At 72.9% G+C, this 20552-nt stretch carries 19 protein-coding genes; 9 read left to right on the top strand and 10 right to left on the bottom strand.

Translation table 11 applies throughout. The annotated features are described in order from the left end of the window. Position 1: 1 nt before the first annotated feature. Positions 2-796 (bottom strand): SDR family NAD(P)-dependent oxidoreductase, encoded by a 795-nt coding sequence (locus ACLJPY_RS03305; RefSeq protein WP_410586495.1) that lies wholly within the window; start codon positions 794-796, stop codon positions 2-4. Positions 797-1013: 217 nt separating this feature from the next. Between ACLJPY_RS03305 and ACLJPY_RS03300 the strand changes: the two genes are divergently transcribed. Further along, positions 1014-1631 carry a LysE family transporter gene (locus tag ACLJPY_RS03300; RefSeq protein WP_410586494.1) on the top strand — a complete coding sequence of 206 codons (618 nt, stop codon included), beginning with the start codon at positions 1014-1016 and terminating at the stop codon, positions 1629-1631. A gap of 111 nt (positions 1632-1742) precedes the next feature. Here the strand turns inward: ACLJPY_RS03300 and ACLJPY_RS03295 are convergent, their stop codons facing one another. After that, positions 1743-5852, bottom strand: coding sequence for a beta-galactosidase (locus ACLJPY_RS03295; RefSeq protein ID WP_410586493.1), 4110 nt, complete (start codon positions 5850-5852; stop codon positions 1743-1745). A gap of 186 nt (positions 5853-6038) precedes the next feature. Then, complete coding sequence (locus tag ACLJPY_RS03290; RefSeq protein ID WP_410586998.1) at positions 6039-7082, bottom strand: LacI family DNA-binding transcriptional regulator; 1044 nt, start codon at positions 7080-7082, stop codon at positions 6039-6041. Positions 7083-7843: 761 nt separating this feature from the next. Between ACLJPY_RS03290 and ACLJPY_RS03285 the strand changes: the two genes are divergently transcribed. Both ACLJPY_RS03285 and ACLJPY_RS03280 read left to right on the top strand, forming a co-directional pair. Then, a complete protein-coding gene (locus ACLJPY_RS03285) occupies positions 7844-8413 on the top strand; it encodes an RNA polymerase sigma factor (protein ID WP_410586492.1) in 570 nt (189 codons plus the stop codon). Then, entirely contained in the window at positions 8410-9516 is a 1107-nt protein-coding gene (locus ACLJPY_RS03280) for a CU044_5270 family protein (protein ID WP_410586491.1), read from the top strand. Before ACLJPY_RS03285 ends, ACLJPY_RS03280 begins: the two co-directional genes overlap by 4 nt. Positions 9517-9539: 23 nt before the next feature. Here the strand turns inward: ACLJPY_RS03280 and ACLJPY_RS03275 are convergent, their stop codons facing one another. Further along, positions 9540-10187, bottom strand: a complete 648-nt coding sequence (locus ACLJPY_RS03275; RefSeq protein WP_410586490.1) for a helix-turn-helix transcriptional regulator — start codon at positions 10185-10187, stop codon at positions 9540-9542. Positions 10188-10274: 87 nt separating this feature from the next. Here ACLJPY_RS03275 and folE point away from each other — a divergent pair, with 87 nt between their 5' ends. Then, entirely contained in the window at positions 10275-10895 is a 621-nt protein-coding gene (folE, locus tag ACLJPY_RS03270) for a GTP cyclohydrolase I FolE (protein WP_410586489.1), read from the top strand. Continuing rightward, on the top strand, positions 10895-12103 hold the full coding sequence (locus ACLJPY_RS03265) for an NAD(P)/FAD-dependent oxidoreductase (RefSeq protein WP_410586488.1): 1209 nt from the start codon (positions 10895-10897) through the stop codon (positions 12101-12103). Before folE ends, ACLJPY_RS03265 begins: the two co-directional genes overlap by 1 nt. 31 nt (positions 12104-12134) lie before the next feature. On the opposite strand, the gene ACLJPY_RS03260 is transcribed toward ACLJPY_RS03265, so the two are convergent. The 4 genes from ACLJPY_RS03260 to ACLJPY_RS03245 form a co-directional block, all read right to left on the bottom strand. Further along, a complete protein-coding gene (locus ACLJPY_RS03260; RefSeq protein WP_410586487.1) occupies positions 12135-12569 on the bottom strand; it encodes a hypothetical protein in 435 nt (144 codons plus the stop codon). Between the two features lie 108 nt (positions 12570-12677). Next, positions 12678-13337, bottom strand: coding sequence for a response regulator (locus tag ACLJPY_RS03255; RefSeq protein WP_410586486.1), 660 nt, complete (start codon positions 13335-13337; stop codon positions 12678-12680). Then, complete coding sequence (locus tag ACLJPY_RS03250) at positions 13334-14830, bottom strand: GAF domain-containing sensor histidine kinase (RefSeq protein ID WP_410586997.1); 1497 nt, start codon at positions 14828-14830, stop codon at positions 13334-13336. The genes ACLJPY_RS03255 and ACLJPY_RS03250 overlap by 4 nt, the downstream gene beginning before the upstream one ends. A 168-nt stretch (positions 14831-14998) precedes the next feature. After that, positions 14999-15406: a pyridoxamine 5'-phosphate oxidase family protein gene (locus tag ACLJPY_RS03245; protein ID WP_410586485.1), complete on the bottom strand. Its 408-nt coding sequence runs from the start codon at positions 15404-15406 to the stop codon at positions 14999-15001. 244 nt (positions 15407-15650) lie between these two features. Here ACLJPY_RS03245 and ACLJPY_RS03240 point away from each other — a divergent pair, with 244 nt between their 5' ends. The 4 genes from ACLJPY_RS03240 to ACLJPY_RS03225 all read left to right on the top strand — a co-directional run bounded on the left by ACLJPY_RS03240 (position 15651) and on the right by ACLJPY_RS03225 (position 19470). Further along, entirely contained in the window at positions 15651-16274 is a 624-nt protein-coding gene (locus ACLJPY_RS03240; RefSeq protein ID WP_410586484.1) for a sigma-70 family RNA polymerase sigma factor, read from the top strand. A gap of 475 nt (positions 16275-16749) precedes the next feature. After that, positions 16750-18180, top strand: a complete 1431-nt coding sequence (locus ACLJPY_RS03235; protein WP_410586483.1) for a DUF1996 domain-containing protein — start codon at positions 16750-16752, stop codon at positions 18178-18180. 143 nt (positions 18181-18323) lie between these two features. After that, complete coding sequence (locus tag ACLJPY_RS03230) at positions 18324-19373, top strand: DUF2235 domain-containing protein (RefSeq protein ID WP_410586482.1); 1050 nt, start codon at positions 18324-18326, stop codon at positions 19371-19373. 16 nt (positions 19374-19389) lie between these two features. Next, positions 19390-19470: a peptidase inhibitor family I36 protein gene (locus ACLJPY_RS03225; protein WP_410586996.1), complete on the top strand. Its 81-nt coding sequence runs from the start codon at positions 19390-19392 to the stop codon at positions 19468-19470. Here ACLJPY_RS03225 and ACLJPY_RS03220 read toward each other — a convergent pair. Next, positions 19451-19603, bottom strand: a complete 153-nt coding sequence (locus tag ACLJPY_RS03220) for a peptidase inhibitor family I36 protein (RefSeq protein WP_410586481.1) — start codon at positions 19601-19603, stop codon at positions 19451-19453. The two genes, ACLJPY_RS03225 and ACLJPY_RS03220, sit on opposite strands and share 20 nt — an antisense overlap. A gap of 130 nt (positions 19604-19733) precedes the next feature. Further along, on the bottom strand, positions 19734-20492 hold the full coding sequence (locus ACLJPY_RS03215) for a hypothetical protein (RefSeq protein WP_410586480.1): 759 nt from the start codon (positions 20490-20492) through the stop codon (positions 19734-19736). Positions 20493-20552: the final 60 nt, after the last annotated feature.

Below are 20552 nucleotides of genomic sequence, written 5' to 3'. Positions count from 1 at the left end.
TTCACGGCACGATCGCGTCGACGTACCCGCCGTCCACCCGCACCGCCGCGCCGGTGGTCGCCGAGGCGAACGGGGAACTCAGGTACACCACCAGGTGCGCGATCTCCTCCGGCTCGATCAGGCGCTGCAGCAGCGATTGCGGCCGGTGCTCCTTCATGAATTCGCGCTGCGCCTGCTCCCACGGCAGGTCCTTGTCGACGAGCTCGTAGACGAAGTCCTCCACCCCGCCGGTGTGCGTCGGGCCGGCGATCACGGCGTTGACCGTGACGCCGGTGCCCGCCGCGTGCTTGGCGAACCCGCGGGACACGCCCAGCAACGCCGTCTTCGACACTCCATAGTGGATCATTTCGGCCGGGATGACGATCGCGGAATCGCTGGCGATGTACTGGATCCGGCCCCAGCCGCGGTCGGTCATGCCCGGCAGGTACGCGCGGGTGAGCCGGACCGCGGCGAGGACGTTGACCTCGAAGTAGTGCCGCCAGTCGGCGTCGGTGATGTCCAGGGGCTCCCGGGCGCCGAAGATGCCGAGGTTGTTGACCAGGATGTCGGCGTCCGGCACCTCTTCGACGACCTGGGCCGCGCCGGCCTCCTCGGAGACGTCGCCCGGGGCGGGCAGGAAGTCCGCGTCCGGCACGTCCTCGCGCAGCCGCGCGATGGCCTTGTGGACGCCGGTCTCGCTCCGGCCGTTGATCGCGACGCGCGCGCCCGCGGCCGCGAGGCCCGCCGCGATCGCCGCGCCGATGCCCTGGGTGGATCCGGTGACCAGTGCCGTCTTGCCGCTCAGGTCGACCCGCATCGTGAAAGCCCTCTCGCTCGCGTGCCTCCCTCCGGGCGATTCAAGCACAGCTCGCCCGAGCCCACCGGCTGGAAAATCCGGTTGCCCGGCCCGCCCGACGCCGTCACGATCGGCGCATGACCACGCACCGCACCCCGCTGCTGCCGACCGTCGCCGCGACCACCGCGCCGGTCCAGCAGCAGCCCGGCCGTCCGCGGGGGTCGATCGTCGCCGCGCCGTGAGCGCGGCGCTGCTCGCCGGCCTGGTCGCCGGCTACGGCATCGCGATCCCGATCGGCGCCGTGGGGACGTACCTGGTGGCCCTCACCGCCCGCACGTCGCTGCGGACCGGGCTGGCCGCGGCGCTCGGCGTCGCGACGGCGGACGGGGTGTACGCGCTGGTCGCCGTGCTCGGCGGCGCGGCGGTCGCGGGAGTCGTCGCCCCGGTCGCCGTCCCGCTGCGGCTGGTCTCGGCGGCCGTCCTGTTCGTGCTCGCCGCGCTCGGTGCCGTGCGCGCGGTGCGCTCCCACCGCGCCCCGGCCACCCGGCCGGTGACGCCACTGGCGCCCGGCCGCGCGTACGTCAGCCTGCTGGGCATCACGCTCGTCAACCCGGCCACGGTCGTCTACTTCGCCGCGCTGGTGGTCGGCGGCCGCGCCGGCACCGCGGTGCCGGCGCTGGACCAGGCGGTGTTCGTCCTCGCCGCGTTCGCCGCCTCGGCGAGCTGGCAAGCGGCCCTCGCGGGTGGCGGCGCCCTGCTCGGCCGCCTCCTGACCGGCCGCCGCGGCCGGCTCGTGACGGCGCTCGTCTCCAGCGCGGTGATCGCCGCCCTCGCCGTCCGGCTCGTCCTCGCCTGAGCCGTGGAACCCTGTCCGGACGCGGTCGGTCGGTGATCTTCGCGCGGTGACCACCGGTGGCGCGGACGGCGGGAAGTCCGCGCCACCTCCTTCACCCGGCGGTGCCCGCGGTCACCGGGCGGGCGGCGCGGCGCAGGTCAGCGTCGGCACCGCCCAGTCCGCGTGGTCGTTGCCGTTGCCGTCGCCGCCGTCGTCCACCAGCAGGTCCAGCACCTGGGCGCCGGTGACGTCGACGTCGATCGGGACCGCCGCCTGGCCGCCGCGCAGCACCGGTGTCGTCACCTTCGTCGTGCCGTCCACCGCCACGCTGAAGCTCACGCTGCCGCCGGTGCCGGTTTCGCCGTCCACGCCCACCGACGCCGTCAGCCGGGTGCACGAGCCCGCCAGGTACAGCTGGACGTCGCTCGCCGCGTGGACGCCGAGTCCCTTCGCGTAGGACACCCCGCCGATGGTCATCGGCTTGCCGTCGCCCGCGTTCGCTTCGCCGTTGCTCGTGTCGCGTTCGACCGGGCCCCACCCGTTCGTGGCCGTCAGGAACGGCAGCGAGCTGACCGCCACCTGCCCCGCGGGCGGCGCCGGAGGCACCGCGCCGACGATCCGCTCGCCGGTCACCGAACCCGGGTGGCCCGCCTGCCGGTACGCCACGGCGACCTTCAGCGCCGCGGTGTCCACTGTGGCGGGCGGGGTCACGGTCCAGGTGAACGTGGCCGGCTTCCCGCCGTCGATCCGCGGGACCGAAGGCGGCGCGGCGGCCCCGACCGTCCACCCGGCCGGCGCGGTGAGCACCGGCTTGACGTCGAACGCGGGCGGCGCCCCGGCGGGCACCGCGACCGTGGCCGACGCGGTGAAGGACTGGCCGCCCGACGCCGTGTCCGGCGCGGTGAGCGACACCCCGGCCGTGGGCGCCGGCGGCAGCGCGTACCGCACGGGGTCGTAGCCGGGCGACGCGTTCGGCCGGACGGCGAGCGGCGAGCGGTAGCTGCCGTAGTTCGTCCAGGCGATCGTGCCGAGGCCGCCGGTGCTGCCGTCGAGGTTCCACACCGCGACGGCGATCGTGTTGTGCCCGTTCGGGTTCAGGACGCCGTTCGGGATCGGGAAGCTGTGCTGCGGCCCGAGGTAGTTGACGTACTGGCCGAGCTGCCAGCCGTTGACGAAGATCAGCGCGCGGTACTGCCGCGCCGGGTCGTCGGTGATCGTCAGGCCGAGCGAGGTGTCCTGGCCACGCGGCAGGTCGAGGTCCGCGGTCGTCCGGTACCACGAGACACCGGGGGTGGTGTCCTTCGCCGGAAGCGACGCCGGTGTCCAGCCACGGTCCGGGAAGCCGGGCAGCGACCAGCCCGCGCGCTCGCCGTAGAGGCCGCCGGTGTTCAGCGGGCCGCGCACCGGGTCCAGGCCGGTCTCGCCGCCGCGGACGCCCTGCAGCCGCCACGTGACCGACGTCAGCGGGGTGCCGGTCAGCCGCGCGGCGGTGAGCCCGCGGGCGGCCTTGTTGCCGTTGCCGGCACCGTAGTCCTCTTCGTGGCCCATGTTCACCGTCAGCACGGAGATCTCGTTGTCGCCCGGCTTCAGGGCACCGGCCGGGAAGGGGAACGTGTGCTGCGGGCTGGTGGAACTGCCGAGGAAGACGCCGTTGAGCCACGCCGAGAAGGCGCCCGCCGGGCCGCCGCTCTGGCTCGCCAGGGTGATCCCGGTCTGCTTCCCGTCGCCGGTGAAGTGCCCGCGGTACCAGGTGTTGCCGGTGTGGAAGCCGTAGTCGTCGGCGAAGAGCACCGGTTTCGTGCCGAGGGCGGTCGAGCTGTTGGTGGTGTCCTTGTCCGCCACCGGCCACGCCGAGTCGTCGAAGCCGGGCCGGCTTTCGGGGGACTCCTGCTGGTGCTTCCAGCCGGTCAGCGCGGGCAGGGTGACGGCCTGCGCGGTCGGTGCGGTCCCGGTCAGGCTGCCGCTGGCGGTCGGCTTGACCGGCACCGGGGAACCGTTCCACAGCACCGCCTTCGCCGCGGTGAAGACCTCGAACGCGCCGTCGGTGCCGGTGTCGCCGGTCAGGGCCAGCAGCCCGTACCCCTCGGCCGCGGTCCGCACCAGGTGGGTGCCGCGGACCAGCACCGGGCCGGTCGCGGTGTCCTGCCGCCAGAACGTCCCCGCCGTCGCCTTGTCCGCCAGCAGCAGGAGCAGTGGCCGCGCGCCGGGCGCGGTGACGAGCACGCGGGTCAGGCCGTCGTGGGTGTAGTTGAGCCGCAGGTCGCCGCGGGCGGCGTCCCAGGTGCTCGTCGCCGCGCCGCCGAGGACCTGCACGGCCGGCTGCTGCGCGAACCGCAGGACGGTCTCCCCCGGCCCGCCGTGGTCGCCGTAGAGCACGGCGAGGTCGCGGTTCCCAATCGCGGCGGTCGTCATGACCTCCGACGTCGAGTACTGCATCCGGGTGGCGCCGAGGTCGTAGCCGGCGACGAGGATCTTCGACTGCCGTCCGTTCAGCGTGATCCCGGTGCCGGGCTGCTGCGGCACGACCGGGTAGTAGTCGGCGCTGCCGGACAGCAGGTCGACGGCGTCCACCACGACGAAGGACCCGGTGGCGGCGGTGTTCTTCTGCCCGGAGACGACGATCTTCAGCGTGTGCGCGCCGGCGGGCAGGCCGCGGACCTCGTAGCCGGTGACCTGGTTCTGCTTGCTCGCCGCGTAGAGGTCGACGGAGGTCACCTTCGCGTCGTCGAGGTAGACGTCGGCGACGCCGTGGTTGCCCTCCTTCGAGGTCACCCAGCGGATCCCGGTGCCGGTGAAGGGCACGCTGACGCTGTCGCCGGTGGTGTCGGAGAAGGACTCCGTGTGCTGGTAGTCGCCGCCGGTGTAGTTCACCTCGGGGCCGACGTGGCTCCAGGTGCCGGTGTAGCCGGCCTCGGCGGCGCGGTCGTCGTAGGTGTAGCCGGCGTGCGCGGCCAGGTCGAGCGCGACGCTCGTGGTGTTCGTCGCGGTGGACGTCGAATCGCTCTGGCGCAGGGTGTGGAACTGCGTGCGTGTGTCGGGGTTGATCCGGGCGGTGTCGGTGAGCGCCGGATCGGTCAGCGGCGCGGCCGCCAGGCCGTCGGTCTTGGTCAGCGGGGCGACGGACTGGGTGAAGTAGCCGATCAGCTTGTCCTCGAAGTACTTCGGGTCGAACTGGCGGCCTTCGGTGATCGCCGCGCCGTAGTCGTAGGAGGTGTAGTTCTGCGGGATCGCGCTCCAGCCCCACGACGTGCCGCCGTGCAGCATGTAGAAGCTCTGTCCGGTGGCGCCGACGGCGATGTTCTGCTTGTAGAAGACGTTCGCGAACTGGTCGTTGATCAGCTGGGCGCACTTCTCGTAGCCGGGGCCGCCCCACGGGTCGAAGGCGCCGCCCTGGAACTCCGCGGTGATCAGCGGCTTGCCGGGGACGTGGTCGTAGCTGATGTCGGGCACGCCGTTCCAGCGCGTGGGGTTCGAGCAGTCGAAGCCCTGCGGGTAGGAGTCGGCGGCGTCGACGTCGAGCGCGGCCGCCCCGGCGTTGAACGTGCCGTTGTTGTTGCCGACCAGCGGGACGGTGATGCCGTCGGCGCGGGCCTTGTCCTCCAGGTGCTGCATGTAGGCGCGGCCGTCGGCGTTGCCGTTGTAGTACTCGTTCTCGACCTGGTAGCTCAGGACGCTGCCGGTGCCGTTGGTCAGCTGGTGCCGGGCGATGATCCGGTCGATCTGCGTCTGCCACTCGTCGGAGTACTTCAGGTAGACGGGGTCGGCGCTGCGGGTGTGGCCGGGCGTGGTCGACAGCCAGGTCGGGAACCCGCCGCCGTCGACCTCGGCGTTGATGTACGGGCCGGGCCGCGCGATCACGTAGAGCCCGGCCTGCTGCGCCGCGTCGAGGAGCTTGTCGAGGTCCCGGACGCCGCTGAAGTCGTAGACCCCCTGACGCGGCGAGTGGTAGCCCCAGTCGAAGTACAGCGAGGTCGCGTTGAAGCCGGCGGCCTTCATCTTCTGGAAGACGTCGAGCCACAGGTCGGGGCTCGGCAGCCGGTACGAGTGGAACTCGCCGGACCACAGGTAGGTCCGTTTCCCGTCGACGAGGAACGAGTAGCCGTCGTAGGTGACGCTGTGCGCCGCGCGCGGCGGCGGCGCGGACGCCGCGCCGGCGGCCTGCGGAACGGCGACGCCGGCGAGGGCGAACAAGGCGGAAAGCAGGACGGTGAACAGCGTCCGGCGACGGCGGCGGCAGCGCATGCGGGGGCCTCCTGAAGCGGCGGGGACCACAATCGAACACGAACCTTTGCCGACCGAACAGAAGCGGTCAAGATACAACACCAAAATGGATCAGTGCAGACGTCTTGTTAGCGTTAACATTGCGGTGAAATGTCCGCGGGTGACCCATTCTTCACGGTGTTTGTCAGAAACCGGACAGGGACAGCGTCAACGGGAGCGCGTGCTCTCCCGGATCACCAGTTCCGCCGCCACCAGGTGCCGGGCCCGGGCGTCCCCGCCCGCCATGCGCTCTTCCAAGAGCCCGAACGTGCGGCGGCCGACCTCGATGAAGTCCTGGCGGACGGTCGTCAGCGGGGGCGTGAAGTACTCGGCTTCCGGCACGTCGTCGAAGCCCGCCACGTGCACGTCCTCCGGCACCCGGATGCCCGCCTCGGTGAACGCGCGCAGCAGGCCCAGCGCCATCTGGTCGTTGGCCGAGAACACCGCCTTGAGCCCGCGCTTGCCGACCAGCGCCCGGCCGGCCTCGTACCCCGACCGCGGGCTCCAGTCGCCGCGCACGACCGCCGGCACGCGCAGGCCGCGGCCCTCGAGGGTCTCGCGCCAGCCGCGCTCGCGGTCGCGAGCCTCCAGCCAGTCCTCCGGCCCGGCCAGGTGCCAGACCGTCCGGTGGCCCAGTGACAGCAGGTGCTCGGTGGCCCGGCGGGCGCCGTCGTACTGGTCGACCGAGATCACCGGCACCGGGGCCGCGTCCCCGCCGCCCACGGCGACCAGCGGGATGTCCGAGGGCGCCGCGTCGAGCGCGCGGCCCGCCGTGACGTGCGGGGCGATGACGACGATCCCTTCGACGGCCTGGCGCCGCAGGCTCTCCACGGCGTCCCCGATCGACGTCCGGCCCGGCCGCGTCACGCTGCAGATCGCCACGCCGTAGCCGGCCTCGCGGGCCGCGTTCTCGATGCCGTAGAGGGTGCTCGCCGGCCCGTAGAGGTTGGACTCGAGCGCAACCACCCCGAGCGTGCCGGACCGGCCGGTGACCAGCGCCCGCGCGGCGGTGTTGGGCCGGTACCCGAGCTTCTGCACGGCGGCGAGCACCCGCTCGCGGGTTTCCGGCCGCACGGGCCCGCTCTCGTTGACCACGCGCGAAACGGTCATGTGCGAGACACCCGCCATGCCGGCGACATCGGCCAGGCTCGGCTGCCGCGGCGCCGGCGGAGAGGTCCTCGTCTGCTCCCCCGGCTTCGCCCGGTCCACCACCCTGGCCCCCTCCACGTCGTACCGCCTCACCCCCGGAACGGTACCGCCGAACCAGCGCTTTCCGGACGTCCCGCGCCGCGTCCGGACCAGCGGAGCGGATCTGAGAGCGCTTTCAGAGCCGTGGTGACGCGCGGGGCGGCACGGATCCGGCCCGGGGTGGTTGCTTTGGGTGGTGGCAGCGGGTCGATCGCGGTCGGCCGGATGGGTAGTACGGACCCGGGCGGCCGGTCCCCGGCGGCCCCAGTGGCGTGCTGTTGGCGGCTGCCGTGCAGGGCTTCGGGCGCTGTCGGCGGCTGCGGCGCCGGAGACGGCTCGGACACCATCCGTGCCCGCGGCCGGAGCGCCGAGGATGTCCCCGGACGAAACCCACGAGGTCAGCCGCGGTGCAGCTCCCCTGGCCGAGCCCGGCCGGGTGGCAGGCGCGCCGATCGGTGCGGCGACGATCGCGGAACCGGCCCAGTGCCGCTGCGGAGACGGGTCGACCGTTCCGGCGGTGCCGAGGTCGCCGTCGTCGCCACGCTCGTGGTCAACGGCGCCACGGCCGGGCGCGAAGGTCCGGCCGGGTCCGCTGGCCGCACCGCCGCGGCCACCGCCAGCGTTGCCGCCACCGCGGCGGCGCACGTCCCGGCGAGAAGCATCGCGGTTGCCCTGTGCACACCGGCTGTTGTCCGGACCGGGCCCCGCCGTTCCCGGAATGTGGCGTGCGTCTCATCCGGACCTCTGTCCGGGGACGCGGGCAGCGGACCGCGACAACCAGTACCGTGACCAGAATCGTCGAACGGCTGGACCGGCCCGACCTCGCTGCCCGGGATCCGAGGGAGATCTTCGCGCGGCTCTTCGACGAGTACGCCCCTCCCCTGCGCGGTTACCTCGCGGGCCGGGTGGGCGTGCACGTCGCCGACGACCTCGTGGCGGAGACCTTCGTCGTCGCGCTGCGAAGACGGGCGAGCTACGACCCCGAGCGGGCCCCGATCCGCGGCTGGCTCTACGGCATCGCCACCAACCTGCTGCGCAACCACGTGCGCCAGGAGGTGCGCGGGTTCCAGCTGACGGCGAAAGCCGGCGCCGAGGACCGCCCGGCCGAAAACCACGACACGGCGGTCGCGGGCCGGGTCGACGCGGCGGCGCGGCTGCGGGTGCTCGCCGCCGGGCTCGCCGCACTGTCCGAACAGGACCGCGACGTCCTGCTGCTCACGTCCTGGGCCGGTCTCGAACCGGCCGAAGTCGCCGAGGCGCTCGGCGTGCCCGCGAGCACGGTGCGTTCGCGCCTGCACCGCGTGCGCCACCGCCTCCAGGCCCAGCTCGTCCCCACCGAGGAGAACCAGTCATGAACGAGCTCGACGAAACCCTCGGGCTGCTCCACCGCGACGCCCGCACCGCCCCGGCCGACCTGTCCGCGGCCCGCGCCCGGCTGCTGGCCGAGCTCGACGCCGCCACCGTGCTCCCCCGGCGCCCGAAGCGCGCGCGCCGGTTCGCGCTGCCGGTCGCCGCCGCCGTGGCGGGTGTGGTGGCGGTGGCGGTCGTCGTCACCCAGCAGCACCCGACGGCCCCGGCGCCCGGCCCGGCCGCCGTGCCGCCCGCACCCGGCCCGGTCCCGACATCGGCGGCGCCGGACGTCCGGCTGATGTCGGCGGTGCAGGTGCTGACCCGGGCCGCGGACCTCACCGTCGGCGCGGCCGACCAGCCGGTCGGGCCGGGGCAGTTCCGGTACATCGCCGAGCACACGTGGGTGCAGCGCGGGGTCCACACCGGTGACGCCACCGGCTACACCTACCTGTGGGAGCAGGAGGTCGACCGCTGGATCCCGGCCGACGAGCGCGACGTCTGGCAGGAGACGCGCAGGATCCTGAACACCGGGAAGTTCCTCGGCGGTTCGGTGCCGCAGTCGCAGGCACCCGAGCCGGAGATCACCGACACCGACCAGGGCCGGTGGCAGGGCCGCTGCGGCGACTTCTTCCCGCAGGCCAAGCCGCCGAAGAAGTGCGGCGACCCCACCGACTGGGACAGCCCGGCGTTCTACGCGGCCCTGCCGCAGGACCCCGCGGCGCTGTACGCGAAGCTGCAGCAGCTGACGAAGGCCCGCGGCTCGACGCCGTCGGTGATGTTCCACTTCGGCATGGAGATCCTCCGCGCGGGCCAGATGCCGGCGAAGCTGCGGGCGCAGTGGTACCGCGCGATGGCGAAGATCCCGGGCATCGAGGTTCTGGCGGCTTCGGCGAACCTCGACGGCCGCACGGGTGTCGCGCTCGGCCTGGACGACCGGCACGAGATCCGCCAGCTGATCATCGACCCGGCGACCGGCGGGTTCATCGGCGAGCGCACGATCGCGGGCCCGGAACCGGACGAGCCGTGGCTCAAGCCGGGCACGGAACTGGGCGCGAGCGCGATCCGGACGGCGGTGGCCGGACGGCTCGGCGAGATCCCGCCGAAGTAGCGCTCGAGGGCCGGCGGTGCGGCTCAGTCCCGAGCGAGGCGCACGCAGCAGAAGCCCGGGTGCGGGTCCAGCCGGGCCCGCAGGTCGCCGCCCAGCTCCTCGAGCATGCCCTCGACCAGGCCCAGGTTCATCTCGCACACCAGCCTCGTGTGCGCCTGCGCCAGCCGGTGGAACGGGCAGTTCACCAGCAGCACCGCGCCGTCCTCGAGGCGGGGCTCGAAACCGTTCCGCTCGAGCGTTCCGACGATGTCGTGCGCGCCCGCCGCGAGCTCCGCGCCGCGCTCGTGGGCGCGGCGCGCCAGGATCTCCCGTGGTGCGCCGCCGGTTTCGTCGGCCTCCTCCAGCGCGGCCGCCAGCAGGCCGCCGGCCAGCTCGTACCGGCGTTCGGGCAGGGACACGCTCACCTGCCGGTCCGATCGGCGGTACAGCTTGGCCGGGCGGCCCGCGCCCGGTCCGCTGCGGCCGGTCCGGCGCTCGTGGCCCACCGCCAGCAGCTGCTCGTCCACCAACCGGTCGAGGTGGAACGCGACCGTCGCGCGGGGCACGCCGAGCGCCTCGGCGACGTCGTCGCGGGTTACCGGCTCCGGACAGCGGACCACGTACTCGTACAACCGGCGCCGGGTCGGCTCGTCCAGCGCCGCGACCGCGGCCACCGCCTGCGTTTCCTGCATCACCAGATTCTAAGACACATCATTGTTGACGAAAACCCCGGAGGCTTCTAACGTCGACTCGTCTTGATTTTAGAAGGAGGCACCCCCGTGACCGTCGAACCCGTCAGCGCACCGGTCCCGCTGCGGCACCTCGGTGTCGTCCACGACCGCGGCGCCGTCGACCTGCACGCGGCCGAGCGCGCGGTCGCCGACCTGCTGCGGGCCCTCGGGAAGGACCCGTCGTCGGAGCACCTCGGCGACACGCCGCGGCGGGTGGCCCACGCCTACGCGGAAATGCTGCAGCCGCGCGACTTCCAGCTCACCACGTTCCCCAACGACGAGGGCTACGACGAGCTCGTGCTGGCCAAGAGCATCCCCCTGCAGTCGCTGTGCGAGCACCACCTGCTGCCCTTCCGCGGCGTCGCGCACGTCGGCTACCTGCCCGGCGAGCGGATCCTCGGGCTGTCGAAGCTCGCGCGCGTCGTCGAGATGTTCGCGCGCGACCTGCAGGTGCAGGAGCGGCTGACCAAGCAGGTCGCGGACTGGCTGCAGGAGCACCTCGCGCCCAAGGGGGTCGGCGTGGTGATCGAGGCCGAGCACCTGTGCATGTCCCTGCGCGGGGTGCGGGCGAGCGGCGCGCTGACCGTGACGTCGTCGCTGCACGGCCTGCTGCGCGAGGAACCCAAGACGCGGCAGGAGTTCTTCGCCCTGACCGGGGTGAGCGCGTGATGGACGCGTTCGTCATCGCCGGCGGCGGGCTGACCGCCGCCAAAGCAGCGGAAACCCTGCGCGCCGAGGGGTTCGGCGGGCGGGTCGTCATCGCCGGTGCCGAGCCGGACCTGCCCTACGAGCGGCCGCCGCTGTCGAAGGGCTACCTGCTCGGCCAGGACGACCGCGCGTCGGTGTTCGTCCACGACGGGAAGTGGTACGCCGACCAGGGCATCGAGGTGCTGACCGGCCGGCGCGTCACGGCGCTCGACCGGACGGCGCACGAGGTCGAACTGGCCGGTGGCGAACGCCTCGGCTACACGAAGCTGCTGCTGGCGACCGGGGCGTCGCCGCGGCGGCTGCGGGTGCCCGGCCACGACCTCGACGGCGTTCACTACCTCCGCCGGCTCGCGCACGCGGACCGGCTGCGCGACGCGCTGGCCACCGGCGGCCGGGTCGTCGTGGCCGGCGCCGGCTGGGTCGGCCTGGAGACCGCTGCGGCGGCGCGTCACTTCGGCTGCCCGGTGACGATCGTCGAGCCGGGACCGGCCCCGCTGCACGCGACCCTCGGACCGGAGCTCGGCGCGTTCTTCGCCGACCTGCACCGCCGGCACGGCGTCGAGCTGCGGTTCGGCACCGGCGTCGCGGGGTTCGCGGGCGATTCCGCGGTTTCGGCGGTGCGCACGGACGACGGCGGCGAGATCCCGGCCGACGTGGTCGTCGTCGGCATCGGCGCCCGGCCCGAGACGCAGCTGGCCGCCGATGCGGGCCTGGCCGTCGACGACGGCGTCGTCGTGGACGCGGGCCTGCGCACGGAAGACCCGGACGTCTTCGCCGCGGGCGACGTGGCGAGCGTGTGGCAGGAGCGCTACGGCCGCCGGATCCGCGTGGAGCACTGGGCCGCGGCGACGAACGGCGGGCCGGCGGCGGCCCGCGCCATGCTCGGCCACGAGGTCGTCCACGACGACCTGCCCTACTTCTTCTCCGACCAGTACGACGCCGGCCTGGAGTTCACGGGCTGGTTCCCGCCGGGCGGGTACGACCGCGTGGTCACCCGCGGGGACGCCGAAGCATTTCACGCGTTCTGGCTGACCGGCGGCCGGGTGGTCGCGGGCCTGCACGTGAACAAGTGGGACGACGGCCTCGACGCGGTGCGCGAACTGATCCTGAGTGGACGGACCGTGGACCCGGACCGGCTGGCCGACCCGAGCCGGCCGCTGACGGACTAGCGGGTCCACCCAGGACCGAGACGCGACCGTCCTAGTCGTCCCGCCGGTGCCGCCCGCGCCGGGCGCCCACGAGGGCCCGCACCTTCGTCGCCAGATCGCCGCGGCGCTCGCGGCGGGCGTACTCCAGCAGGGCTGCCACCTGCTCCTGCGGCAGCCAGCCGCGGTCCACTCCGGCCTCCAGCCGCAGCAGGTGCGTCACCAGCTCGCGCGACTCTTCGTCGTGCTCTCCCGCGCGTTCGGCGAAGCGGCGGGCCGCCTCCGCCTCGCCGTCGCACCACGCCGTCATCGCCAGGAGCGTCGCCGTCGCCGTCATGATGTCGCCGCGGTGGACGCCTCCCTCCGCCGCCAAGTGCTCCGCCAGCTGGAAGCTGTGCGTCCCCAGCCCGCCCGGCCCCTCGCGGCGCACCGCGTCCGCGAGCGCCCGGATCTGCCGCGTGACGTAGTCCCCGCCCGACAACCCCGCCATGTCGTCCCCTCTGCCGCGCACACACTTCGTGCGTCACCCGACAGGTGTACTCCATCGGCGGCCGGATACATCGGACGCCCCACGGGTTTCGTCCGAACAGGCGGGAAGTCAGCCCGATCGGCCCGGTTCGGCGCGCCGCTGGGACATGTACACCGCCGCGGACGTGCGCCGCTCGACGCCGAGCTTGTGCAGCACCGACGAGACGTAGTTCTTCACCGTCTTCTCGGCCAGGAAGAGCCGCTCGGCGATCTGCCGGTTGGTCAGCCCCTCCGCGACGAGGTCCAGCACCCGCCGCTCCTGCGGGCTCAGCTGCTCGTACCGCGGGTCGGGGGCCGCGACGTCCTCGCCGCGCAGCTTGTTCATCACCGACGCGGTGAGCGTGGCGTCCAGCAGCGAGCCGCCGGCGGCGACCGTGCGGACGGCCTCGACCAGCGACCGGCCGGAGACCTGCTTGAGCATGTACCCGGCCGCCCCCGCCATGATCGCGCCGAACAGCGCTTCGTCGTCCGAATAGGACGTCAGCATCAGGCAGGCGGGCGGCGGGTCCACCGTGGACCGGATCTCCCGGCACACCGCGACGCCCTCGCCGTCGGGCAGCCGGACGTCGAGGACGGCGACGTCCGGGCGGGCCTGCGGGATCCGCACCAGCGCCTCGGCCGCCGTGCCCGCCTCCCCGACCACCTCGATGTCGGCCTCGGGCTCGAAGACGGTCTTCAGCCCGGTCCGGACCAGCTCGTGGTCGTCCAGCAGGAACACCGCGATCGTCATCGTCCACTCCCCTGCTCGCCGATCGGCACCGGCAGCTCCGCCGTCCACTCCAGCCGCGCCCCGCCGTCCTCGCCCGCCGCCAGCACGCAGTGGCCGCCCCACCGGGCCGCCCGCGAAGCGAGGTTGGCCAGGCCGCTGATCCGGCCCGCCTCCGAGGGCGGGCCGGTCCCGTCGTCGCGCACCACCAGCGTCAGCCGGCGGCCGAGCCGGTCCACCGTGACCTCGACCGACGACGACTTCGCTCCGGCGTGCCGGGCCACGTTCGTCAGCGCTTCCCGCAGCGACGCGATCAGGTCGGAGCGGACCGCGTCCGGCACCGCGGCGTCCAGCGGCCCGTCGAAGCCGACGCGCGGCTCGAAGCCCAGCGCGTCCCGGGCGTCCACGGCCACCCGCAGCAGTTCCGAGCGCAGGCTGCCCTGCGCCTGCGCGGGTGCCTGGAGCGAGAAGATGCTGTTGCGGATTTCGCGGATCGTGCCGTCGAGGTCCTGGGCGAACCCGGCCACGCGCGCGGCCACGCCGGCGTCACCGATCAGCCTGCTCACCCCCTCCAGCCCGAGCCCGGTGGCGAACAGCCGCTGGATCACCAGGTCGTGCAGGTCGCGGGCGATCCGGTCGCGGTCGGAGAACACCGCCAGCTGCTGGCGCGCCTCCTGCGCCCGGGAGAACTCGACGGCGAGCGCGGCGTGCCCGGCGAACGTTTCGGCCAGCTGGACGTCGGAATCGGTGAACGGCGAACGGTCGCGGAACTTCGCCACCACCAGCACTCCGAGGGTCTCCTCGCCGACGATCAGCGGCACCGAGATCGCCGAGTCCAGGTCCTTGACCATCGCCGGGATCGGCCCCGGGTGGCTGCGCTGCTGCTCCTGCACGTGTTCGCCGTAGTCGCGCACCACGACCGGGCGCCGGGTGGTGAAGGCCATCCCGGTGGCGGTGCCCTCGGCCGGCACGGTCATCCCGGTCAGCCGGTCGGCGTCCTCGCCCGGCGGCTCGACGACGTCGAACACGAGCCGCCCGGGTCCGTCGGGCCGCGCGATCGCGCCGGCCGTCCCGCCGGCGACGACGCGGGCGCGTTCGGCGACCAGCCGCAGCGTGGCCCGCAGGTCCTGCGCCGCGAGCAGGGCACGGGTGACGTCGTAGGAGGCTTCGAGCCAGCGTTCCCGGCGGCGCATCTGGTCGACGAGCAGGGCTTTCTCCAGGGCCATCCCGGTGGCCGCGGTGAGCGCGCCGAGCACCTCGCGCTCGCGGCGGCCGAACTCCCCGCCGGGGTCCACGGTGAGCGTCCCGAACGTCTGCGTCCCCGCGCGCACGGGCAGCTCGACCGCGTCGGTACCGAGCGGCCCGCGCCCGTACTCGGCGGTGCCGCCCTCGGTCAGCTGCAGCCGGCCGCGCCGGGCGCCGAGCAGTTCGCACGTCGCCGTCACCGCGCGGGCCAGCAGCGCCGGCACCTCCAGCTCCCGGGCGATGCCGCCGACCGCGGCCAGGATCGCCGGCATGCTGATTTCGTCCGCCACGTCCCGTCGACCCCGCTGGGTTTCGCTGGAATCCCGGGCCTGCCCCGGGCGGTCAAGGGTCCCACACGGTGACTGCCCGTGTCGGCCCGAGCCGGTTCGTCCACCCGGTGGGTCGATGGCGGCGGCGCGTCCGTTACGGCGATCGCCGGATCACTCCGCGTGGCAGGCGATGCGGTGGCCGCTGATGGTCTCGGCCGGGACGCGCAGGAAGCGGTGGCCCGGCCGGGCGGGCACCGGGCACGGGCAGGTGCGCTCGCCGAGGTCGACGGCCCCGGACTCGGTGGCGCGGCCCAGCAGGCTGACGTACCAGCCGGCGCCGGTGCCGTCGGCGAATTCGTCGGCTTCGAACGCGACGACGGCGTCGCGCGCGCCCGCGTACAGGGGACTGCCGGGCGGGACCGCGAAGACCACGGCGTCGTCGACGACCGTGAAGCGCACCGGGCGCACCGCCGGCATGGCCCGGTGGGTGTAGATCACCCGGCCGAGGCTCGCCGTCCGGAGCAAGGCCAGGCACTGCTGCCGGTCCAGCAGCAGCCCGAAGCCCACGTCATCCACCATCGCGTCCCTGTTTTTCTCCTGCGAAAATCCCCGGCCACCAGCGTGATCGGTGCCGCCGGTCCGCCGGTAGGGCCGTTCGGCCCGGCCGTCCCCGGCGGGCGGGGGCACACACATCGGGACGCTGCGGACCAGGGCCGGAAGACCCGGTTCGCGACGGCCGCCCGGCCGGTGCGGCGGCCACGCGCAGTCACCTAGCGTCGTGACCGTCCGTTGCGATCTTCACGAAAGTGGGAGTGAGGGCCGAATGCCGCCGCACTCCGCCGAGGGCGGTTCCGCGCCCACGGCGACGTTCTCGCTCGACCCGGCGCTCGTCCGGTCGGCGGTGGAGGGCAACCGCGCCGCGGTGGCCGGGCTGCTGCGCGCGCTGCGCCCGATCGTCCACCGCTACTGCCTGGGCCGGCTGCGCACGTGGCACGACGGATCGTCGGACGCCGAGGACTGCGCCCAGGACGTGCTGCTGGCGATCGTCCGCGCCCTCCCCGGGTACCGCCACGCGCCCGACGGCTTCCTGCCGTTCGTCTTCGGCATCGCCTCGCACAAGGTGTCGGACTTCCACCGGCGCCGGGCCCGCGACCGCACCAGCCCGGTCGCCGAACCCCCGGCCGGCCGCGCGGGCGACCGGGGTGCCGGCGACCCGACGGGCGAGGAAGCCGAGCGGTCCGCCGCGCTCGACTGGTCGTCCGGGCTGCTGGACACGCTTCCCCCGCGCCAGCGCGAAATCCTGGTGCTGCGGATCATCCTGGGCATGACGGCGGAGGAGACGGCCACCGCGGTCGGCCTCGGCAGCGCCGGTGCGGTCCGGGTCGCCCAGCACCGCGCCCTCGCCACCCTGCGGTGCAGCCTGCTCGCCGGCAAAGAGACGTCCTGACCCTTCGGCGTGGAATGGCGAACCGCGGTCACCATTCATTTCACGGCAATTCCCGGCAGCTCCGCGCCGCGGGCATTCGACCGGCCTCACCCGGGGATACGGCTGCCGGTTCAGTTCGGTTCAAACTTTTTTCCGCGAACCTCTCCGGCGGGGTCAATCCGCAGGTCAGAGCGGCCTTTCGCTACGGAAACGCCAACCGGGCCTGACGGAAGGTAACGGCCGAAAAGAACTTCTTGCCCGGTGTCAAGCGCCCGTGTAGCGTCCATAACGGAACGATAACCAGCCGGTTGACGGCGCGGCCACGGGCAGGTGGGCGCGCGGCCACTGATGTCGGGTCAGTGGACCAGCCGGACATCGCTTCCGTGCCGACATTTCCCAGTACCCCGTGACAGAACCCCGCCTGTTCGGACCGAGCCTGGGCTCGGTCCGCTCAGTGTCGCGCGTTCCCGCCAGCCCGACACCGGAGGATTTACCCATGTCCCGCACCCAAGGACGGCATCGCCTTTCCCGCCGGACGAAGATCGCGACCGGCAGCCTCGCCCTCGCGCTCGCCGTCGGCGGCATCGCCGTCGCGACGACCACCGGCCACACCGGTGAAGCCAGTGCCGACGAAGCGAACCCCGCCTTCTTCGTCGACATCCTGACGGTGAAGCCGAACCAGTTCGACCCGCGCCCGGTCACCGGCGCGTCGACGGGCACGTTCACCGTCGACTGCGGCCGCAACGAGAACCAGCACTTCAACCCGGACAACTTCATCGCCCAGCCCGGCGTCCGCAACGGCGCCCAGCACCTCCACGACTACGTCGGCAACCTGTCGACGAACGCCGACTCGAACAACAAGAGCCTGGTGAAGGCCGGGACCACCTGCCGCAACGGCGACAAGTCCGCCTACTTCTGGCCCGTGGTCCGCATCGACACCGGCGAAGAGGAGAAGAACGAGCCCGCGAAGGCACCCGACGGCGACCGGGCGCAGGCCGACCGCGAGGCGAAGACGGTCCAGGTCGCGTGCCCGGACGTCGCGAGCAAGCTCACCGACATCCCCGACCAGGCCATGGCCGAGGTCGACGGCAACCTCGACCAGCTCGACGGCCAGGCCGACGAGGCCAACCAGCGCATCGCCGCGACGCAGGGCCAGGGCGGCCCCGACTTCGTGCGCAACGCGATCCTCAACCCGCTCAAGGACCGGCGGGCCGCGATCATCGACCGGATCGCCACCGCCATCGGCCGCTTCGCGCCGAAGCCGGGCGGCCTCGGCGGTCTCGCGCCGTGCGCGACGAAGCCGGGCAAGGACACCGGAACGCCGACCCCGCCGCCGTCCACCACCGCCGGCGGCGCACTGCCCGGGCAGGACGACAACAACGAGCTGCCCGGCAACGACGGCAAGATCCTGCGCCCGCAGCGGGTGCAGATCACCTTCCGCGGCAGCCCGGTCGGGAAGGTCGTGGCGATGCCGCGCTTCCTGCGCGTGCTCTACGGCGACGCGAAGGTCTCGACCAACGGTCCGGCCAACGCCAGGGCGAGCTGGACGTGCACCGGCTTCGAGAACCGCGTCACCGACAAGTACCCGATCTGCCCGCCGAACAGCAAGGTCAAGCGGATCCACACGTTCCCCAGCTGCTGGGACGGGAAGAACACCGACAGCGCCAACCACCGCACGCACATCGTGTTCCCGGACCAGTTCGGCCGGTGCGCCGAAGGGTTCAAGGCCGTGCCGCAGCTGCAGATTTCGCTGACCTACGACATCCCGCACGACATCCAGGTCAAGAAGCAGTACAAAGTGGACGCTTTCCCGCAGGAGAAGCACAACCCGGGTTCCGACCACGACGACTTCGCCAACGTGATGTCACAGCGGATCATGAACGGGCTGGTCAACTGCGTGAACCGCGGCCGGACCTGCCGGGCGTGACCCGATAACCGATTCGATCGACGAAGAAGGCCTCCTCGCCCCCGGCCGGGAGGCCTTCTTCGTTCCCGGACGGCGGCGGGTTCCGGCCCGGCGTAACGCCGCACCGGGCGGATGCGACTCACGGTCCGACGCCGGGAGGAAGCATGCCGAAACGTCTGGTGATCTGCTGCGACGGTACGTGGAACACCCTCCGCCAGCCGGCCCCGACGAACGTGGGCCTGCTCCAGGCGGCCGTCGCGCCCGCCGACGCGGCCGGCCGGGAACAGCGGGTGTTCTACCGCGAAGGCGTCGGCACCGGGAAGCTGTGGGACCACCTCACCGGCGGGGCGTTCGGCGTGGGACTGTCCAAGAAGGTGCAGGAGGCCTACCGGTTCGTCGTCGACCACTACGAACCCGGCGACGAGCTGTTCTTCTTCGGGTTCAGCCGCGGCGCGTACACCGCGCGCAGCACCGTGGGCTTCATCCGCAACTGCGGCGTCCTGCGCCCCGACGAGGCCGGCCGGCTCGAGGAGGCCTACGGGCTCTACCGCGATCGCGACCGCGAGACTACCGGTCCCGGCAGCCCCCGGGCCCGCGACTTCCGGGCCACGTACGCCCGCGAAGACCGGACCCCGATCCGGTTCGTCGGCGTCTGGGACACCGTCGGGGCGCTGGGCATCCCGCTCAGCGGCGGCCGGCTGCTGCACCTGCTGAACAAGCGGTGGCAGTTCCACGACATGAAGCTGACCTCGATCGTGCAGTCGGCGTTCCAGGCGCTGGCGGTCGACGAGCACCGCAAGTCGTTCAGCCCGGCGGTGTGGGAGCCGTCGGCGGCCGCGCCGGACCGCATCCGCGAACAGGTCTGGTTCGCCGGCGCCCATTCCGACGTCGGCGGCGGCTACCGGCAGCCGGCGCTGTCGAACCTCACCCTGCGGTGGATGGTGGACCGCGCGCAGCAGTGCGGCCTGGAGTTCCGGCCGGACGCCTTCGCGTCCTTGGCCGCCCGCGACGAACTCGGCGACCTGCACGATTCGCTCAACCGGTTCTTCCGGTGGTTCGGCTCGGCGGACCGCGTCATCGGCGGCGTGGACCCGGCGACGGAGTTCGCGGGGTCCTGCGCGGTGGACCGCCGCGAGCGGATGCAGCCGCCGTACCGGCCCGCGAACCTGCTCGGTTACCTGGCGGAGCCGTCCCACCAGATCATGAAGGTCTGATCTCCGGCAGTCCGGTGTGGACCACGTGTGGTCGGTGTGGAACCGGACCGGCGTGGTCTGGTGCCTCTACGCCGACATCAACTATCGTTCAGGTTGAGCTCCCGCAGGTCCGGCGCCCCCGTCTGGAAGCGGGCCATCGCGCCGTTGCCGTCGGTCGAGTACCACGCGCAGAACCACCCGTCCGGGCAGTCCCACCAGGCGTCCATCGACGCCGGGGCCTCGCCGCTCACCCGCGCGGGTCAGTCCGAACGGCGGTGTCCCCGCACGGCGACGGGCCCCTGTCCGAGGGAGTCGGACAGAGGCCCGTGCGCAGTCCGGCGAAGGAATGCCAGTCGTTCAGAAGGTCAGTGGATCAGACGATCAGTGGTTCACCTTGAACCACGGCTGCGACCAGCCGAGGTAGGTCTGGCCCCACTTGCTCTTGATCTGCGCGATCGTGGTCTCCGTGTAGCTGCCGTAGCCGTTGATGTCGTTCGACAGGAACTTGCCGCCGCCGATCGAAATCATCGTGTGGCCGGCGCCGCTGCTCTTGAAGAAGGCGAGGCCGCCGGCCGGGACCTGGTAGTCGCCCGGGTGCTTGAACGACGACGGGATCTGCGTCCAGTGGATGTAGGCCGTCTCCGAGCCCGAGGCGGACCAGCCGTAGTTCTGCGCGTTGATCCGGTCGCACCAGCCCTCGTAGGAGTCGAGGTCGTTCGTGTGGATGCGGGACTTCGCCTTGGCGACCGCTTCGGCGCACGTGTTCGGGTCGCCGGTGCCCGCGGTCGAGCAGGCCAGCGTCGAGCCCGCGCAGTCCGGCGCGACGCGGCCGTCGGAGCCGGTGTAGACGTAGGCGTCGCTGACGTAGCCGTTGCCCACCTTGTCCCAGATGTCCGAGGTGCCGTACTTGCCGTCGACCGTGGACCCGTTGGTCTGGCAGCTGATGGTGACGGCGGTGCCGTCGGCGATGGAGCCGACCGACGAGCCGCTGGTGCTCGGCGTGGCCCGCACGGTCAGCGCGGCCCCCGAGTCGGTGTGCACGGTGCCCGACGCCGCGAGCGCCGGGCCCGCCCCGGCGACCACGATCGCCGCGGCGATACCGGCGACCCCCGCCATCCGCTTCACGATCCCCATGTTCATCGTTCCGTCCTCCAGTTTTCGGTGTGGGGACAGCATGGGGACCGCCGGTACAAGGTCCGT

It is taken from the genome of Amycolatopsis sp. lyj-23 (assembly GCF_046549135.1).
GTDB lineage: Bacteria > Actinomycetota > Actinomycetes > Mycobacteriales > Pseudonocardiaceae > Amycolatopsis.
This window is presented reverse-complemented; position numbering and strand designations above follow the sequence as displayed.

What these genes read in the sequence shown, in the direction of transcription:
- ACLJPY_RS03305 (WP_410586495.1), bottom strand. Translation starts at nt 796, where the DNA reads ATGCGGGTCGACCTGAGCGGCAAGACGGCACTGGTCACCGGATCCACC.
- ACLJPY_RS03265 (WP_410586488.1), top strand. Translation starts at nt 10,895, where the DNA reads ATGGACGCGTTCGTCATCGCCGGCGGCGGGCTGACCGCCGCCAAAGCA.
- ACLJPY_RS03280 (WP_410586491.1), top strand. Translation starts at nt 8,410, where the DNA reads ATGAACGAGCTCGACGAAACCCTCGGGCTGCTCCACCGCGACGCCCGC.
- ACLJPY_RS03240 (WP_410586484.1), top strand. Translation starts at nt 15,651, where the DNA reads ATGCCGCCGCACTCCGCCGAGGGCGGTTCCGCGCCCACGGCGACGTTC.
- ACLJPY_RS03215 (WP_410586480.1), bottom strand. Translation starts at nt 20,492, where the DNA reads ATGAACATGGGGATCGTGAAGCGGATGGCGGGGGTCGCCGGTATCGCC.
- ACLJPY_RS03235 (WP_410586483.1), top strand. Translation starts at nt 16,750, where the DNA reads ATGTCCCGCACCCAAGGACGGCATCGCCTTTCCCGCCGGACGAAGATC.
- ACLJPY_RS03245 (WP_410586485.1), bottom strand. Translation starts at nt 15,406, where the DNA reads ATGGTGGATGACGTGGGCTTCGGGCTGCTGCTGGACCGGCAGCAGTGC.
- ACLJPY_RS03250 (WP_410586997.1), bottom strand. Translation starts at nt 14,830, where the DNA reads ATGCCGGCGATCCTGGCCGCGGTCGGCGGCATCGCCCGGGAGCTGGAG.
- ACLJPY_RS03230 (WP_410586482.1), top strand. Translation starts at nt 18,324, where the DNA reads ATGCCGAAACGTCTGGTGATCTGCTGCGACGGTACGTGGAACACCCTC.
- ACLJPY_RS03260 (WP_410586487.1), bottom strand. Translation starts at nt 12,569, where the DNA reads ATGGCGGGGTTGTCGGGCGGGGACTACGTCACGCGGCAGATCCGGGCG.
- ACLJPY_RS03255 (WP_410586486.1), bottom strand. Translation starts at nt 13,337, where the DNA reads ATGACGATCGCGGTGTTCCTGCTGGACGACCACGAGCTGGTCCGGACC.
- ACLJPY_RS03275 (WP_410586490.1), bottom strand. Translation starts at nt 10,187, where the DNA reads ATGCAGGAAACGCAGGCGGTGGCCGCGGTCGCGGCGCTGGACGAGCCG.
- ACLJPY_RS03295 (WP_410586493.1), bottom strand. Translation starts at nt 5,852, where the DNA reads ATGCGCTGCCGCCGCCGTCGCCGGACGCTGTTCACCGTCCTGCTTTCC.